Origin of the sequence: Bacillus sp. JJ1521 (assembly GCF_036965165.1) — a bacterium.
Taxonomy (GTDB): Bacteria; Bacillota; Bacilli; order Bacillales; family Bacillaceae_L; genus Ferdinandcohnia.
Genome location: NZ_JBALOX010000141.1, coordinates 1 through 16,743 on the forward strand (window position 1 = coordinate 1; position 16,743 = coordinate 16,743).

At 37.1% G+C, this 16,743-nt stretch carries 19 protein-coding genes; 12 read left to right on the forward strand and 7 right to left on the reverse strand.

Annotation, left to right across the window (positions count from 1 at the left end; all coding sequences use genetic code 11):
- From V7147_RS18160 to V7147_RS18175, 4 genes are all read left to right on the forward strand, one after another.
- Positions 1 to 734: SIS domain-containing protein (locus V7147_RS18160; RefSeq protein WP_335369244.1), on the forward strand; the 734-nt coding region annotated here is incomplete at its 5' end.
- 155 nt (positions 735 to 889) lie between these two features.
- Positions 890 to 1,636, forward strand: coding sequence for a copper homeostasis protein CutC (locus V7147_RS18165; protein WP_335369245.1), 747 nt, complete (start codon positions 890 to 892; stop codon positions 1,634 to 1,636).
- 55 nt (positions 1,637 to 1,691) lie between these two features.
- Positions 1,692 to 1,799: a DUF2922 domain-containing protein gene (locus tag V7147_RS18170; protein ID WP_335369246.1), complete on the forward strand. Its 108-nt coding sequence runs from the start codon at positions 1,692 to 1,694 to the stop codon at positions 1,797 to 1,799.
- A 63-nt stretch (positions 1,800 to 1,862) separates the two neighbouring features.
- On the forward strand, positions 1,863 to 2,033 hold the full coding sequence (locus V7147_RS18175) for a YvrJ family protein (RefSeq protein ID WP_335369247.1): 171 nt from the start codon (positions 1,863 to 1,865) through the stop codon (positions 2,031 to 2,033).
- Between the two features lie 41 nt (positions 2,034 to 2,074).
- On the opposite strand, the gene V7147_RS18180 is transcribed toward V7147_RS18175, so the two are convergent.
- From V7147_RS18180 to V7147_RS18210, 7 genes are all read right to left on the reverse strand, one after another.
- The gene (locus V7147_RS18180; RefSeq protein WP_335369248.1) at positions 2,075 to 2,701 is read right to left on the reverse strand and encodes a DUF2238 domain-containing protein; all 627 of its coding nucleotides are present in this window, start codon (positions 2,699 to 2,701) and stop codon (positions 2,075 to 2,077) included.
- 332 nt (positions 2,702 to 3,033) lie between these two features.
- A complete protein-coding gene (locus V7147_RS18185) occupies positions 3,034 to 4,161 on the reverse strand; it encodes a Ger(x)C family spore germination protein (protein ID WP_335369249.1) in 1,128 nt (375 codons plus the stop codon).
- A 24-nt stretch (positions 4,162 to 4,185) separates the two neighbouring features.
- Positions 4,186 to 5,616, reverse strand: coding sequence for a spore germination protein (locus tag V7147_RS18190; protein ID WP_335369250.1), 1,431 nt, complete (start codon positions 5,614 to 5,616; stop codon positions 4,186 to 4,188).
- Entirely contained in the window at positions 5,613 to 6,698 is a 1,086-nt protein-coding gene (locus tag V7147_RS18195) for an endospore germination permease (RefSeq protein ID WP_335369251.1), read from the reverse strand. The genes V7147_RS18190 and V7147_RS18195 overlap by 4 nt, the downstream gene beginning before the upstream one ends.
- Before the next feature lie 298 nt (positions 6,699 to 6,996).
- Positions 6,997 to 7,341, reverse strand: a complete 345-nt coding sequence (locus V7147_RS18200) for a hypothetical protein (protein WP_335369252.1) — start codon at positions 7,339 to 7,341, stop codon at positions 6,997 to 6,999.
- A 223-nt stretch (positions 7,342 to 7,564) separates the two neighbouring features.
- Complete coding sequence (locus tag V7147_RS18205; RefSeq protein WP_335369253.1) at positions 7,565 to 8,158, reverse strand: YdeI/OmpD-associated family protein; 594 nt, start codon at positions 8,156 to 8,158, stop codon at positions 7,565 to 7,567.
- A 131-nt stretch (positions 8,159 to 8,289) separates the two neighbouring features.
- The gene (locus tag V7147_RS18210) at positions 8,290 to 8,910 is read right to left on the reverse strand and encodes a DUF3298 and DUF4163 domain-containing protein (RefSeq protein ID WP_335369254.1); all 621 of its coding nucleotides are present in this window, start codon (positions 8,908 to 8,910) and stop codon (positions 8,290 to 8,292) included.
- Positions 8,911 to 9,076: 166 nt separating this feature from the next.
- Here V7147_RS18210 and V7147_RS18215 point away from each other — a divergent pair, with 166 nt between their 5' ends.
- The 8 genes from V7147_RS18215 (at position 9,077) to V7147_RS18250 (ending at position 16,569) form a co-directional block, all read left to right on the forward strand.
- Complete coding sequence (locus V7147_RS18215; protein ID WP_335369255.1) at positions 9,077 to 10,189, forward strand: glycoside hydrolase family 88/105 protein; 1,113 nt, start codon at positions 9,077 to 9,079, stop codon at positions 10,187 to 10,189.
- A gap of 112 nt (positions 10,190 to 10,301) precedes the next feature.
- Positions 10,302 to 11,345, forward strand: coding sequence for a TRAP transporter substrate-binding protein (locus V7147_RS18220; RefSeq protein ID WP_335369256.1), 1,044 nt, complete (start codon positions 10,302 to 10,304; stop codon positions 11,343 to 11,345).
- A 90-nt stretch (positions 11,346 to 11,435) separates the two neighbouring features.
- Positions 11,436 to 13,262 carry a cache domain-containing sensor histidine kinase gene (locus tag V7147_RS18225; RefSeq protein ID WP_335369257.1) on the forward strand — a complete coding sequence of 609 codons (1,827 nt, stop codon included), beginning with the start codon at positions 11,436 to 11,438 and terminating at the stop codon, positions 13,260 to 13,262.
- Between the two features lie 20 nt (positions 13,263 to 13,282).
- Complete coding sequence (locus tag V7147_RS18230; RefSeq protein ID WP_335369258.1) at positions 13,283 to 14,029, forward strand: response regulator transcription factor; 747 nt, start codon at positions 13,283 to 13,285, stop codon at positions 14,027 to 14,029.
- A gap of 183 nt (positions 14,030 to 14,212) precedes the next feature.
- The gene (locus V7147_RS18235) at positions 14,213 to 15,034 is read left to right on the forward strand and encodes a M15 family metallopeptidase (RefSeq protein WP_335369259.1); all 822 of its coding nucleotides are present in this window, start codon (positions 14,213 to 14,215) and stop codon (positions 15,032 to 15,034) included.
- A gap of 125 nt (positions 15,035 to 15,159) precedes the next feature.
- Positions 15,160 to 15,768, forward strand: a complete 609-nt coding sequence (locus V7147_RS18240; RefSeq protein ID WP_335369260.1) for a class I SAM-dependent methyltransferase — start codon at positions 15,160 to 15,162, stop codon at positions 15,766 to 15,768.
- Between the two features lie 224 nt (positions 15,769 to 15,992).
- Complete coding sequence (locus V7147_RS18245; protein WP_068617944.1) at positions 15,993 to 16,232, forward strand: helix-turn-helix transcriptional regulator; 240 nt, start codon at positions 15,993 to 15,995, stop codon at positions 16,230 to 16,232.
- The gene (locus tag V7147_RS18250; RefSeq protein ID WP_335369261.1) at positions 16,222 to 16,569 is read left to right on the forward strand and encodes a DUF2178 domain-containing protein; all 348 of its coding nucleotides are present in this window, start codon (positions 16,222 to 16,224) and stop codon (positions 16,567 to 16,569) included. The genes V7147_RS18245 and V7147_RS18250 overlap by 11 nt, the downstream gene beginning before the upstream one ends.
- The last annotated feature ends 174 nt before the right edge of the window (positions 16,570 to 16,743 follow it).

Below are 16,743 nucleotides of genomic sequence, written 5' to 3' on the forward strand. Positions count from 1 at the left end.
TGCTTACACAATTTTTTGAAAAAGTAAAAGGTAGATTAAATATTGTAGAAAGCACTGAGAAGGAAAATTTACAAAAAGCAGCAGTAAAAGTTGCTGAAGCCATTCAAAATGGTGGGATTATTCAATTATTTGGTTGCGGACATTCACATATTTTAACCGAGGAAGTATTTTACCGTGCAGGAGGGCTTGTTCCTATTAAACCGATTTTCATAGAACCATTAATGCTACATGAAGGTGCATTACGTTCTTCACAGCTTGAGAGACAGAATGATTATATTGGTGAATTCCTCGATGGTCAGGAAATCAAGCCAGGTGATGTAGTATTTGTATTATCGACATCAGGAAGAAACCCTGTACCAGTAGATGTGGCAAACGTTGCAAAAACAAAAGGTGCATATGTAATCGGAATCACTTCTTTAGAATACTCACAGAGTCAGCCATCAAGGCATAAGAGTGGAAAGCATTTGTATAATTCAGTTGATCTCGTGATTGACAATCACTCTGTTAAAGGGGATGCTATTCTTTCGTATGAGAAGGTACCTGTTCCGTTCGGACCAACCTCTACTGTTATAGGAGCAGTCCTACTAAATGCAATTTTTGCAGAAGCGATTAAAATAATGGCAGATAACGGATTCGAACCACCCGTATTTTTAAGTGGAAATATTGATGGCGCAGACCAACATAATCAAGAGGTAATCAAGAAATACCAGGAAAGAATTCCTTTGTTGTCATAAAGTAGATAAGATTAGATAAGTTACCGAAATCAAAAACAGTTATAGAGCTTAGGAGAAGATCTCCTAGGTTCTTTTTGTAGATATATAACTACCGAATCTAATCTATGCAAGACATAAATAAAGTTTAGGGTAGAAATGATTGGAGGATGAAAGTAATGAAAAGAATTGCTGAAATTTGTTGTGGTAGTTTGGAAGATGCATTAAATGCACAAAAAGCAGGAGCAGACCGGATAGAACTTAACAATGCTATGTATTTACTTGGTTTAACACCATCTATAGGAACGATTCAGCAAGTAGTTGCAAATTGCACTATACCTATCGTAGTCATGGTAAGACCACGCCCAGGCGGATTTCTTTATAATGAATTTGAATTTCGAACGATGATTTCAGATATAGAAGCTATCCTAGATTATAATATTGAAGGAATTGCATTTGGCTGTTTGGATGAAAATTGTAATATCGACATAGAAAAGAACAGGGAAATAATTGACATAATTCATAGTAATAATAAAGATGCTGTTTTTCATAGGGCATTTGATTGTGTGAAGGATCCTTTTCAATCATTGGAAGTATTGATTGATTTAGGGGTAAAAAGAGTATTAACAAGTGGATTAAAATCTACTGCGACAGAAGGTAAAGAAATATTAACGAAATTACAGCATGAATATGGAGATAAGATCGAGATATTGGCCGGTGGTGGCGTCAATGCTTCTAATATATCAAATTTAATGAATGAAACAGGCATTCTCCAGTACCATAGTTCATGCAAAAATTGGAGAAGAGATCCAACCACAATCAGTAATGTTTCATTCTCTTTTGCAGGCAATCCACATCAAGAGGATTATAATATAGTAGATTTTTCTAAGGCGATTAATTTTGTTAATGCCATAAAGAATTTCTAATTCATATAATGAAGATTTTTTAAAAAAATTCGGATGTTGAACTGCTTCCGCAGCAATGGATCTCATCGTGTCATCCAATGTGTTCATCACACCGGGTGGACCGATTATGGAGAAAAAAGGCGCACGTGTTGTCGAGCACAATGTTGAATCAGTTGAATTTTAATTAGATTGGGGCCAGCTCTCTGCATAGGGAGTTGGCTTTATTTTTAGGAGAGGAGGAAGTTTGGTGGAGCACCTAATGCCTTTTATTCAAGAGGTGGGCTTTCCTGTCGTCGTGACATTCTATCTATTGCATCGCATTGAAACGAAGCTTGATAGTGTCATTGACGCCATTCAAATGCTGCCACAAAGCATGAAGGCCGACACGCCATATGAAACGAAGAAAAGTATATCGTAATTACAAAGACACCTGCCGAATTGAGTCAGGTGTTTTTTTGGTTACTTTGGTAGTTTATTTAATAATCGATTATGATATTTGCTGAAAATAAGTAATGCTAGAATTGAACCTAAAAAGCACAAAGACATATCCCATTGAGTATCCCATATATCACCTTGAGTATCTAAGAAGTCTTTCGCGGCCTTTCCTCCATGTGCGATTTTAGAAACCAGCCACTCAATAATTTCATATAATGCTGCAATTGCTAAGCAAGCACTTAAAACAAAAGTTATTACCCAGAAACCTTTTTTTAACTCGGTTTTCCTTATTATGATTTCTCTAATTACAATTGCAAGTAGCCCTTTTAGAAAATGCCCAAACCGATCATAGTGATTCCGGTGTAGATGGAATTCCTCTTTAATCCAATTAAAAAGAGGAACTTTAGCATATGTATAATGACCGCCAACAAACGTAAGAATGCAAAGAATTGCTATAATCACATAGGCTAAGGTTGTAAAACGGAATTTATTGTATGTCGATATTAGAATTATTAGACCCAAAACTGCCGGAAATACTTCTAAAGCCCAATCTCTATATGTGTCGGGTTTTATTCCTGACCAAAGTAATACAGAAAGTACAATGAATAGAAGGAAAATATGTATACTTGTACTTCTTTTATCTCTCTTCAAAGGTTTCAACCCCAGATATAATGGATTTTTATTACTAGTATTTCAATTAAAGGATAATACATACCATGCTCTGAGTTAGTTGTAGAAAAACACCAACAAGAAATCTCCTTACTTGAAAGTCATGTCTTTGAGTCAAAGAAAAAAAGTATAAACGGTATGTTGAACTTACGATTCTAAAAAATTAGGTTAGGACTCCGATAATACTGAATTTAGAAACATATTGAATCAATTGCTGCCACAAATCATGAAGGCTGACCCACCGTATGAGATGAAGAAAAGTATATCGTAACAACGCTAACACCTGACAAATTACATCAGGTGCTTTTGGGCAGTCATTCTTTAATTTTGATTTTTCGATTTTTAAATGAGCCTGAATGTTCAAGTGTGATATGTGCTTCAATGGATTTTATGCTGTCCTCTTGAAGCAAAGTATCCTGCTTTTTTAGGTTTTTCCATTCACGAGGATACTTTCTGTATAGCCGGTGCTCTAGGTTTAAGAAATCGACATCATGCTCTAGACCGTATTGATATAATTGTCTTATTTCGGAAATAATCCCGTTTCTTACGAACGCCTCCATTGCGTTTACATTGATCGTGTTGTTCGTTATACGATTACTTACATTCCCATTAGCCATGTAGAGGATTGTAAAACGGAACCTACCGTCTTGTTTGTCGGGATTTATTTTTATCACTTGGTCTTCAATGACCGTAATAAATTCAGGTTTTGTTTTGTTCGGTACCAGTAAGGAAGCACGTACCGTTTCCGGAGCCACCCAGCGCAATCCTCTTATTTTCTCATACGGAAAATAGCCTTTGTATTTCTTGTTATCTAGAAAAAATGCTCCATCGATTGCTAGTTTCGCCTCGTTCTTTTTATTTTTTTTCCATTGGTTCTCGTCTATCGTGAGTGAAGGAATATAAGTGGTTCGACCAGGGTCAAAAAACTCACGCACAAATTGATTTAATTTTACTGGCCTGATAGTCGAGCTTTGCTCATATGAACTTTGAGGACTATGAAGAATCGTATTTAATGAATTTTGATTGAAAAATCCAGTTGTAGATAATACATCAAGTATGGAGCTCTTTGTCCCGAATACCCAAGGAGTCAAGCGGAATTCATAGTATCGTGTCAAGCCATCAAATATATTATCTAATCCTTTTTCTAGTGCATTTTCACTTAAAACAATTGCGGTAACATGTGCCCACAGAAAACGTTCCTGTGAAGTATGATAGGCTTTAAAAAACGCATCGATAAATGTTTTCCCACTCGTTTCGGAAACATACACTTCAGGTGAACCTTTTGAACCATCTTCTCTTTTTGCAATAGAAGTTAATCCAATCATTTGAATCGAGACATAATATTCCCCATCTCGGTAATCGACGCCAATGGCGGTTGCGAAGTTTAGATTTTCGATCTCGCCGATGTCATTGTTGCAGGCNNAAAAAGATTGATCGAACAAGTAATTCTTGTTTTTTGTTTCATCCTACTTTCTCCGCTTCTGAATAAAGGATATTCCAAATTTTTTTCGTTTAAATGGATCCACAAACAACGCTGCAAGATATTCTTTAAATGTTAATGATGCAACTGGTTCAAGATAAGCTACCTCAAAGGACTCCAATTTAGATAGATAAATAAGAATGCTAAAGAACCCAACAAAAAGTCCGTATACTCCTAAAAAAATCGATAGTAATAAAGTATAAACTCTAAGGATACTTACGGTTCCGACCAATGATTGGTTCACAAGCGTGTAGCTCGCGACCGCTGTTAACGCAATGACAACAATCATCGTTGGGGATGAAAGACCAGCCCGAATTGCTGCATCCCCGATGATGATTCCCCCGACAATTGATACCGTTTGTCCAAGAATCGTCGGCATGCGAACTCCAGCTTCTCTTAACAATTCAAACAGTCCAAGAATAAAGAGCGCTTCGAGTCCAATAGGTATTGGCAATCCTTCACGTGAGACAACGACAGTGGCTAATAATGCAAACGGTAGTTGGTCAATATTGACAGAAGCCAGCGAAACCCAAAATCCTGGTAGGAAAATGGCGATTAGTAAACCGACAATTCGAATAAACCGCCCAAACAGAACAAAATAGTAAGGAAAATGAACATCCTCCGGCGATTTAATTAGCTCAAAAACATTGATAGGACCAATTAAAACAGAGGGTGATCCGTTTACAATTAAGATAAATCTTCCGCGTAACATGCATTCGATGACATAGTCCGGACGTGTCACATAATCAAATAAGGGAAACAATGAAAATGTACGATCGGAAAGCCATTGTTCTAATTGACCACTGCTAACAACGCTTTCGCCCTGAAAGTCATTGAGTCGAATCCTGACTTCCTCAATGATTTTCTCATTGGCTTTGTCATGTAAATAGAGCAGGGAAACCTCGGTTTTACTTAGCGAACCTAAGGTAAATGCCTCGCTATAGAGCTGTTCTGATTTTATTCTTTTTCGAATCAAGGAGATGTTTACATTCATCTCTTCGGTAAAACTATCCTTTGGTCCCTTAATCGAAACCTCTGTCGTGGATTCTTGTGGTTTTCGTTGTGGGACTTTACTAATATTGAACACATGAAAAAACGGAGTCTCTTCCCTAAATACAATAAGAGAACCAGAAAAAACGAGGTTCACCACCTTTTCCATACTTTTTATATGCTGGACAGGTGGAAGTACTTCAGAATAACTGCGTGGTTCTTTTTTACCGATACTTAGAAGGATTCGGTTAAAGTACTCATTTAACTGTGTTGAGTCAAGCATTCCCTTGCAATAAAATGCTTGGAAATTCTCTTCATTTTCAATTGGAATAAATTCTATATCTGCATAATGGTGGAAATATTGTTTTACCTCATCGAAAGTCAAGGATCCGTTTGCTAACAACTGATCTAATCGATCTTTTTTCATATGTTTTGGGTTCCTTTCTTCATTGGCAAGTAGCTAATGATCAATAAAGTCAACGAAATGACCAATGCACTTATTAAAGCAGCTGGATAAAAGTATTTTCCAATTAATTTTTGCAGCCACATGTCACTTACTGGAATTAAAGTCAATAAGCCTAAAAGAATAGAGGTAATGGTGAAGATTTTCTTTTTTTTAACAGGATGCTTATGCGCTTTAACCATATCTGATAAAATGTATAGACCTAGTGAAACTCGGATAAGTTCGCCACTTAATAATTGAAATACCGCCAAAAAGTCAACATGCGAAATATAATTCCCCAAGGTAATGAGTCTCCATTGTTCAAAAGCTGGAAATCTCATGTCAGCTGCAACCGCTGGACCAAATGAAGCTAAGGAACCCGTAGTGGGACCAAGTATCAGTCCAACTAAAATCGTGATCAGAATGAAAAGGTTGAGATACGTAAACGATTTTTTTAAGTGGTGCTGAAGAAGTAAAAGAACTAGGAAATCTGCGCTTCCTCCAAGAATAATAATGGTCCCTTTTACAACGGGTTGATAACCATCAACAAGTACAGGAAATAGATAGGTATAATCTTTTTCACTAAAAGTAAACCAGGCTACAAAAATCCCAAGCATCCAAACAATCGGCAATAAAACGGCAGAAACATAGACAATCGATTTTAAGCCGCTATAAGCTGACCAAATACAAATCATAAGGAAAGGGAGCATCACGACAATGGAAGGTGTTCGTGGAAGAAAGTAAATATTTACAGATTGAATTAAATCGTAAAATGATATAGCACTAATCGAGAAGACATATGCAGCCAGGATGGCGATGATCATGCGAGAAATCGCGACCCCAGCACGTGTTGTGATCCAGTCATAAAGACAGAGTCGCTGGTGATTTTTTTTCATGATTAGATAAAGAATGAATCCCCAAAAAAGAAGGATAGCATAGGTGAATAATGCAGCTATCCATGCATCACGTTTTCCTGTTGCTAGCAAATGAGGCATGATAAGTACATGGTTAGAGATCCCAATAAAAAGAATAAGAACAAAAATCAACTGCGTACGAGAGAATTGCATTCCACCACCACCAAATAAGTTCCACTACTGTTAGGATTTGATTGTGTTACCAAATTATGCATCACGTGAGGATTAGACAAAAATTAATTTGGGGGAGGGTGAGCTTTCTACTAAAAATTTCGATTTTCAGGTTGTCGTGATCTAATTTATATATAGTATCGGATCAATTCTTAAACTAAAAATAATTGAGTAAAAACAATGTTAAATAAGCCACTCGTCTATTGAGTGGCCTATATTGCAATAAGATCTTTTCCTATTATTCATCACATATTGATGAACAGTAACCCTAGTTATTCTATTATTCTTTAAGCTGCCGCAGATAATATAAGAGCTCTCCATTATCAGTTTCCGCTATTAATATTCCTGTTTCCCCATTATTTGTACTATACAAGGTAGTCCCATTTGGTAATTTGTTTGCTGAAAAATTCCACAAGAAGAGTAAGGCTTTATTCGCTTCCCCCGATTTCTCCCCTTTTTGAAACTTTCCTTTCTCTTTTTCAAACCACTCCAGATCCGTTACATTCGAGTAAACATTTCCTTTATACAGGAGGAAGTCCCTATCTTTATTCATTACATCAATAAGCACAGATCCCAACATAAGCACCAGAGAAAGCGAAAGTAGAATTAATATCAATTTTCTCATAAATCTCCCACCTTTAATCTTGTTGAGACGAAAAAATGAGTTATATACTAGATTAAGAGTAACAGGGAAAATTGGTATATTAAGGGATTTTTGTTAAAAAACCTCATGTTTAAGGAAGCTTTTTTCAGATATTGGAAGGCGTTATGAAAGAAGTCGACAAGTTGAATGGGATTTAGAGAATTATAATAAGCTGCCCTAGTTGGATGGAGCAGCTTAATTTTTCCTAATCATTCATACCTTTTCCATTGAGAATTTGTTGCGTGTATTTTTCAATCCTCGACACCCGGGTTTTGGATTGTTTGGCCCCTGAAAAGTAATAAAGGTATGCGTTCTGACGCCCTGGTGTTAACCCTTCAAACGCCGTTTTTAAAGAAGGGTTTTCATCAAATTTCGCTTGTAGTTCTTCAGGAATTTCGTAATCGGTAGTCTTTTTTAACTCCACTTTCAATCCTGCTTTTTCAACTTCGATTGCTTCAAGAATATACTCTTTTATAAAGGGTTCTAGTTCAATTATTTCTTGAATATTTTTGAATCGGATTTGTCTCGCTGCTTGTACATTCTCTGTTTGTTGGATAAGTATTCCATGGGGATCCTTTAATAAGGCACCTTTGTGGAACAGTAGCGCACAGTATTCTTTAAAACCATGCATGAGTACGACGTTCTTATCCTCATACATGTAACATGGGTGCATCCACTTAATATCCTCTGTCAGTTCAAAGTCAAGAATGATTTCTCTTAACTTCTCAAATTCTACCTTCCATTGTTTGGCCTTTTTGATAAATCCATCAACCTTACGATTCCTTTTAGTATCTGTCACTAAGGAACACCCCTTTTCATTTTTAATTTATGTAAAAACCTAATTGTTATTTGCTTATGATAGGACATAAATTAGAAATGTGTCAAGATGGGCAAGGGGAAGGGAAGTGGGGCATGAATCAGTGCACCACCTCAATCATTTGTCGCCATTCTCCCAAGTGATCCATCTTCATCGATGATATCCTGAATGTCATAGACGGAGATTGGGAACATCGGGAAGCCGAATACATATGGAGTCAAGTCATAGAGCTGAAAATAAATGACAAGTGTTTTATCGGCGATATAAAATTCCTGATTCGGACTAATGGTGGTGAACTCAGAAATGAGCTGAATACCCCGTTCTTTGATTTGTTCGTGAATGAGTGCTGATAGTCTTTTTATATAATCACTACCTGGTTTAAAGAGGTCCTTTAGGTCACAGCGTCTACCACGTTTTAGATCAAAGGTTAATGACCTGATAAACGTCATGCCGTGGGCGGCTCTATCATGATAGGTGTAGTTTGATTGCGTCAGACTTAACACCTGTCGCTGGTTATTTTTGATTTCATAAGTTCCCAGCATTTCTTTTACAGTCGAAGGCGTATCTCCAACTTGAAAGTCCATTAAGCCTTTAGCTTGAAGGACGATTGATTGATTCATATAATGCTGGAGTTGTTGATTTCGCATTTGATCAACCTGTGGATAATAGACCCTTTTTTGCGGTCCGAATCTGAAGGCTTGAGTTCTTATACTTACTGGAAATGAAATAGGCATACATCACGGTCCTTTTTGTCTTATCGTATTCCATTCACAACAAATGCGTTAAGGATATAGGACAATAAATTACAAACTTATGTCAAATTAATCATATTTTAAATAGTCTGAATTATATGTATTATTAGTACATAGGCTTTTATTACCATGGAGGAGGAGCTTCGTGATGTTTGAAAATAAAACATGGTCTGTGAAAATGGCTGATACGATTCTACAATCCTATCCTGATTTGTCAGATAAGTGGGATCATGAATACGGTGTGGTTTTTAAGGGGATTGAAGATATTTGGAATAAAACAAAGGATCAAAAGTATTTGGATTATCTAGAATCGAATATTAAGCCACGTATTGCTGAAGCCGGAGAAATTTCCGGGTACGAGCTTGAAGATTATAGTGTCGATCATATAAATACAGGCAGGATTTTATTTGGATTATTTGATAGGAGCAACGATGAACGGTACCAGAAAGCGGCAACGATTTTGAGGAATCAATTTAAGACTCATCCGAGAACGAGTGAAGGGCTTTTATGGCATAAAAAAATATTCCCGTATCAAAGTTTTTTAGATGGCATCTATATGGCATCTCCGTTTTATGCACAATATGCAAAAAACTTTAATGAACCAGAGATTTTCAATGATGTAGTCAACCAAATTACATTGCTGGCAAAGCATGTACGTGATGCTAATACTGGGCTCTTCTATCATGGCTGGGATGAGAAGAAGGAACAAATATGGGCTGATCCTAAAAATGGACACTCACCAAGTTTTTGGGGACGTGCACAGGGCTGGTATTGTGTCGGGATTGTCGATGTTTTAGATTTTCTCCCTGAAGACTATCCAGAAAGAGATCAATTAATTGAGATTCTAAATGGACTACTTTCCTCAATTGTAGAGTATCAAGATCAAGAAACTGGTGTTTGGTACCAAGTTGTCGATCAAGGAAACCGAACTGGTAACTACTTAGAATCTTCTTCTTCGAATATGTACATATATGCATTGGCCAAAGGGATTCGAAAGGGATATCTACCCGACAGCTTCCTACCTGAGTTAAAACGTGGTTATCAAGGGATTCTTGATCATTTTATCGAGGTGGATGATGAAGGAAATCTCAATCTACACCAAACCTGTAAAACAGCAGGTCTAGGCATTACGAACAATCGTGATGGGTCATTTGAGTATTATATTAGCGAACCAATTGCTACAAATGATTTCAAAGGGCTTGGAACCTTCATGATGGCTAGTGTCGAAGTCGAATCAATTAGTGAGCTGGTGAAGAATTAAAAACGTACTGTAATTGGTAGAATCGCATTTCATTTTTATGCGTTCCATAGATTTGGTCTTCGTGGAAACAATTCTACAAAACAATTAAAAAACTAAGGGGGGTTCAAGATTTATGAAGAAAAAAGGGATATTTGGATTTTTAACACTATTATTCGCTTCGATGTTGGTTCTAGCAGCATGTTCAGGTGGTGGGTCAACCAAGACTGACACCGAACCAAAAGAAGAAGAAGGAGAAAAGCCAAAAGAAGAAAAAACATATCAATTTAGACTAGCGGAAACACATCCAATTGATTACCCAACGACAAAAGGGGATATTAAATTTGCAGAATTAGTGGAAGAACGGAGTAATGGACGTATTAAAATCGATGTCTTTCCTTCATCACAGCTTGGCGAAGAAAAATCAGTCATTGAGCAAGTTCAATTGGGAGCAATCGAGTTCACAAGGGTTAGTAGCGGTCCTTTAGCTGAATTTAATAAGGATTTCGGAGTGTTCAGTCTTCCGTATATTTTTGACAATGATGAACACACATGGAAATTCTTAAATGGTGAAATGGGTGCTACAATGCTTGAGAGCCTTGCGGACTCGAAATTTATGGGCCTAGCCTATTATAGCTCAGGTTCTCGGAATTTCTATTCTTCAAAGCCACTTAATAGTATAGAAGACATCGATGGATTAAAAATCCGTGTCCAACAAAATACAATTAACATGGAAATAATCGATGCGCTAGGAGCCAATGCGACTCCAATGCCATATGGAGAAGTGTATAGTGGTTTACAAACAGGTGTCATTGATGCAGCTGAAAATAACCACCCAAGCTATTTCTCAGCTAAGCATTATGAAGTAGCACCAAACTATATTCTTGATGGCCATCAACGGGTTCCGGAAGTGTTGTTAATATCCAAGAAGGCGTGGGATGGATTATCTGCTGAGGATCAAGAGCTTATTAAACAGGCAGCACTTGATTCTGTAGAATTCCAAAGAGCCGAATGGGATAAATATGAAAAAGAAGCTTTAGAAGCGGTTAAAAAAGATGGAGCGACTGTTGTTGAGGTTGACGATTTAACTCCATGGCAGGAAAAAGTGAAACCAGTTATTGATAACCACCGAGAGGAATTTAAAGAAGTACTTGACGCGATTGATAGTGCTCGAAAATAAGATTTATGGTACGATAAAGTAAAGAATGAGAAGAGACTCGTAGCGGGCCTCTTCTTTTCCTTCATTTTATAATAAAGTGGGGCAGGTTACTTGAAATCAATATGGAGGAAAATGACGGATCGACTTAATCGTATAGTCTTTCTAAGAGATCGATCACTATCGGCAAAATTATCTGTATATTCTGGAATCTTAATTGTGTTCCCCATGATCATCCTTACACTCATTTCGTATACAAGATTTTCGGAAGTGCTTCAAGATGAAGCTCGTGAATATAATCGTCAAATCAACGAGCAGATTCAATTCTATGTGGAGGACTATTTACGAGACTTTGAGATAGAAGCATTAAAGATAATCAATCATCCTGACACCGTTCGTCTTTTAAAGGCAGAAACATTTCAAGACTTGAATGACGATACCGTTCCTGCAGTACGAAAAGTTCTGGAGAATGCTGCATATTCTAGATCAGACATCGTGAACTACACATTCATCCTCGATCAAGTACAAATCATCGATTTAGCAGCCACAGATCAAAAGCAGTCAATACTAGAATTGCAGAAAGAATATTGGTATAATCTCGTTCCAAATAAGGGACAAACTCGAATCGTGGTTCGTCGAATCCCTGATACTACAAGCATTCGTGGGACTTTAACAAAGACTGAAGAACCAGTCATTACCATCGCAAAACGCCTAGTAAACCCTCAAACACTACAACCATTTGGGATGTTAATTTTAGATGTTAACTATCGAAGAATGCATGATATTGTGAATCGGGTACGACCCGGTCACTCTGGATATCTTTATATTTTAGATGATAGTGGTCGCTATGTGTACCACCCTGATTACGAAAAAATTGGGAAGATGGCTAGTCCTACTGAGAAAAATATACATACTGCTACTAATTATTTTCGGAATAAAAAGGAAAACCTCTTTTTGACATGGAGTCAAAGTGAGGTTTTGGATTGGCAATTCGTTACATATATTCATTATTCGGAATTAATGCAAGGCGCAAATTCCATCAGAAACACCCTCTTCTTCACATCAATTGTCTTTATCATCATTGCTTATTTGATGAGTTTGGGACTTGCAACGAGTCTGATTAACCCTCTAAAGCGACTGCATCGATTCATCAGTAAAGTGGAAGTAGGCGATTTCACTGGAAAAGTACCTGTTGTGTCGAAAGATGAGATTGGAATGCTGACACATGGTTTTAATCACATGGTTGAGAGACTGGATACTTTAATGGATGAGGTATACATGTCTAAGCTAAAAGAAATAGAAATGAATCTTAGACAGAAAGAAACAGAATTAAAGATGCTTCAGGCACAAATTAACCCACACTTTTTATACAATTCGCTAGATACCATTAGAGGAATGGCACTAGAACGAGATATGGACGATATTTCGATTATGGTGGAATCCCTTGCCCAATTGTTACGATACAATATTAAGGAAGAAGCAGCAACCGTCACAATTAAACAAGAATTGCTAATCGGTGAAAAGTATTTAAAGATTCAAAAATACCGTTTTGAGGAGAAACTTACCTATCAATTCGATATTCCCGATGAGTTGCTAGAAAAAAAGATTGCTAAATTTACACTTCAACCTATCCTTGAGAATTGTATTGTACATGGATTAGAGCCACAGAATGGACCAACCAAGATTACGATACGTACAGAAATTCTTGATTCGGACGTCTTTGTGATTATGATTTCAGATACAGGGCCTGGAATCGATGAGGAGCAATTAGAAAAAATAAGAAAACTTTTAGATAGTAACCTCTCACATGACACCGTAAATCACATTGGCATCATGAATGTTCACAAGCGGATTAAGCATTTATTCGGCGATGAATTTGGCATTATTATTAATAGTTGTCCTACATCAGGAACCACAGTTGGCATTAAATTACCGCTTTAGTTTGTTATGGGGGGAATAGTATGCATCAAATTTTGTTGGTTGAAGATGAAAGATGGATTCGTACAAGTATACGTAAGACCATCGAAAAAACAGGACTGCCTTTTCAAGTTGTACATGAATCTACGAATGGGCTAGAGGCCAATGATTGGCTCACCGGGAACAAGGTTGATCTTGTGTTAACTGACATACGGATGCCTGCAATGGATGGCATTACGCTTTTTAAAGAAGCTCGCCGACAAAAGATCGATATAGATGTGATTATTATTAGCGGGCATGATGATTTTGCTTATACTCAGCAAGCCATAAGACTTGGCGCCTTCGATTATTTATTGAAGCCTGTTGAACAAGAAGGAATGAAAGAAACATTAACTAAATGGTTGCATGAAAATGAAACGAAAAATGCTAAAGTAGATCGTGAAGACCAGACTTCAAAAGACATGAATGAACTGTCCCCAATCGAACGGGTGCTCTTATATATCGACCATTCACCTGCAAAAGATGTTTCCTTAGCGAAGGCAGCAGAAAAAGCACACTTAAGTACCAGTTATTTTTGCAAGTTATTTAAGAAGGAAACCGGAACGAATTTTAGCGATTATATTGTGAAGGTTCGTCTCCAGGAGGCTGCTCGCTTACTTGAACAAACATCCCTTCGAATCTCAGAAATTGCTGAACGGCTAGGATACTCTGATTTGGCCTACTTCAGCAATTCTTTCAAAAAACAAAATGGCATGACACCGAGCCAATATCGGAAAAACAAGGCTAACTAAGTGGACCACAGTGACAATCATTGTGGTCCTTTTGTTTTTGGTGCCATAAGTATCGTCCCCTCGTTACCTTAGTACTTTCCTCATGGCGAAAACTTACAACTAATTCCCTGTGTCGATTTATGTAAAATATAGTAGAATGGTAGATAGAGAAAAAAGATTTCGAATGAGGGAAGAGGAATAGCATTGAAGAAAGTAATTATCGGGTTGGTACTTGTATTAGTGGCGTCCACTCTATTTTTTACGAGGGAGGCTTATTCAGGCATTTTACAAGAAAGCTATACTACGATTAAGGAAGTCGTGATTGGAAAAATAGTTTTTAGTAAGGAAAGCGATGGGGAAGCATTGCCGGAAAAGGTGGAGGCACCGGAAACCCAAACTGCTGGTGAGCAGGCAAAGGTAGCACCTGAGGATGTGAAGCCGGTCTTTGATTCAAATGATCCATTTCTTTTGTTAGTCAATAAAGAAGTAGGGATGTTGGATGAAACATATGTCCCACAAAATCTTACCGTTCCTAATGTGGCATTTTCTACACCCGTGGATGAACGCAAACACATGGTAAAGGAGGCTGCAGATGCGCTGGAACAATTATTTGTTCAAGCTGGTAATGACGGAATTACGCTACACGCACAATCCGGTTACCGTTCATATGGTACACAGCAATCTCTCTATGATAATTATGTTCGTGTAAATGGGGAGGAAGAAGCGAGTACATTTAGTGCAAAACCGGGACAAAGTGAACACCAAACAGGACTCGCTATGGATGTGACTAGCGATAGTGTTGATAACCTGCTAGTTCAAGAATTTGGAGAAACCCCTGAGGGTAAATGGGTTGCTGAGCACGCAGCTGAATCTGGGTTTATCGTCCGCTTTCAACTTGGCAAAGAGGATATCACGGGCTATATGTACGAGCCATGGCATCTTCGTTATGTCGGGGTTGAACATGCAAAATATATAACCGAACACGGACTTACCTTAGAAGAATATCTTGGATTCGTAGAAAAATAGATTGGTAGAGCTCTTTAAAAGAGCTCTTTTTTCATTTGTGCATTGATTTACTAATTTCATTTACTTACAATTATTGTAATCGTTTAGTTTGATTTATAAAGTACATAAAAATGGTGGTGTGTAAATTGAACATTGAACGTCAAGTTGAGATTTTTAATCAGCAAGCCGGAAAGTATTATAAAAGATCGAAGCAAGAAAATCTGGATTTTCGACTAAGGAATAAGCTTTTACAGTCAACGACAGGAGATATCTTAGAATTATCGGTTGGAGCTGGAATGAACTTTCAATTTTATCCGAAATCAGCAAGAATTACTGCAGTTGACTTTAGTCCCTTTATGATTGACCAAGCAAAAATCGTTGCAACGGAAAATGGGCTTGATGTTGATTTTAGGCTTGGAAATGTAGAAGAGATTGCACTACCTGAAAAAACCTATGATACAGTTATCTCAACATTGTCTCTTTGCTCATACCCTCACCCTGAAAAGGTAGTTAAGCGAATGGCTTCCTGGTGCAAGGAGGATGGAAAGATTCTTCTTTACGAACACGGGATCAGCACGAACTCATTCGTTGCCTGGCTTCAAAATAAAACAAACTCTTGTTATATGAAAAAAGTTGGATGTCATATGAATCGAGACATTATAAAGCTTGTGCAAGAATCCCCTCTATCCATTGTTAAAACAGAGAATCACATGCTAGATGCTGTTCATCTTATCTGGGCTAAGCCAGGGAAGTAATAGACCACTGAATATCATAAAATGGGCCAGTCAAAACCATAACTTACACCTGATTGATATGTGAACCTGACGGAATTCATGAATTTCGTCAGGTTTTTTCTACATTCTGGCTTTTATTAAATCAAAGTAGTCTGATTAAAAGTATATGTACTAGATTATTTTGTATAAGTATACTTTACTTTTATAAAAAACTAGTTTATAATTTGATTCAAGAGGTGGTTGTCATGAAGAAAGATTTTGGTGATTCGATATCAAATAAGGTTTATGAATACCGTGTACTTGCCAGAATGTCTCAGCAAGAATTAGCAGAGAAAGTTGGGGTTTCCAAACAAACCATATTCGTAATGGAAAAAGGAAATTATGTTCCTACTCTGCTGTTAGCTTTTCGAATTGCAGAATTTTTTAATGTAGATGTAAACGATATTTTTACTTATGTGAAAGGAAATGATCAGAATGAAAATTAATATCTCAGATATATCTAACTCCATTTTTAACCCGTTAAAGTCTTGGGCTGAACAATCTCAAGGAAATTGGAATATTCTCATTGGTAGTGGTTTTGTGTTGCTTTTTGTCGGAGGGATTTTAACATACGTATTTCATAAAAAGATGGGTAAAGCTGACGAAAGAACAACGCAAATATCTTTAAAAAGTGCGCTTATTACATTATGGGTAGTACTTTTGTGCGACATCATTTTCCCGAAAGAATATATGTGGCAAATTTTCTTCTTGTTTAAATATTCTCTTGCATTCCTCGCTTCAGGAATCTATCTAGCTGTTCGATATAAAAAAGATTTTTTTTAACTAAATGGCTAGGTGAAGGAACATTCTTTAGGAGTGTGGCAGGAAGCTTTATCTTATTCTGGGGAAGTATTGCTAAATGAAAATTGCATTAATACAGGAAATAGAGAAAAAAGATTGGCAATGAATGATTGAAATTGGGAGAAGAGGAGGGGAAAAAAATTAGGATAGTAATCA

What these genes read in the sequence shown, in the direction of transcription:
- V7147_RS18165 (WP_335369245.1), top strand. Translation starts at nt 890, where the DNA reads ATGAAAAGAATTGCTGAAATTTGTTGTGGTAGTTTGGAAGATGCATTA.
- V7147_RS18170 (WP_335369246.1), top strand. Translation starts at nt 1,692, where the DNA reads ATGGATCTCATCGTGTCATCCAATGTGTTCATCACACCGGGTGGACCG.
- V7147_RS18190 (WP_335369250.1), bottom strand. Translation starts at nt 5,616, where the DNA reads ATGAAAAAAGATCGATTAGATCAGTTGTTAGCAAACGGATCCTTGACT.
- V7147_RS18195 (WP_335369251.1), bottom strand. Translation starts at nt 6,698, where the DNA reads ATGCAATTCTCTCGTACGCAGTTGATTTTTGTTCTTATTCTTTTTATT.
- V7147_RS18200 (WP_335369252.1), bottom strand. Translation starts at nt 7,341, where the DNA reads ATGAGAAAATTGATATTAATTCTACTTTCGCTTTCTCTGGTGCTTATG.
- V7147_RS18210 (WP_335369254.1), bottom strand. Translation starts at nt 8,910, where the DNA reads ATGCCTATTTCATTTCCAGTAAGTATAAGAACTCAAGCCTTCAGATTC.
- V7147_RS18215 (WP_335369255.1), top strand. Translation starts at nt 9,077, where the DNA reads ATGTTTGAAAATAAAACATGGTCTGTGAAAATGGCTGATACGATTCTA.
- V7147_RS18220 (WP_335369256.1), top strand. Translation starts at nt 10,302, where the DNA reads ATGAAGAAAAAAGGGATATTTGGATTTTTAACACTATTATTCGCTTCG.
- V7147_RS18230 (WP_335369258.1), top strand. Translation starts at nt 13,283, where the DNA reads ATGCATCAAATTTTGTTGGTTGAAGATGAAAGATGGATTCGTACAAGT.
- V7147_RS18245 (WP_068617944.1), top strand. Translation starts at nt 15,993, where the DNA reads ATGAAGAAAGATTTTGGTGATTCGATATCAAATAAGGTTTATGAATAC.
- V7147_RS18250 (WP_335369261.1), top strand. Translation starts at nt 16,222, where the DNA reads ATGAAAATTAATATCTCAGATATATCTAACTCCATTTTTAACCCGTTA.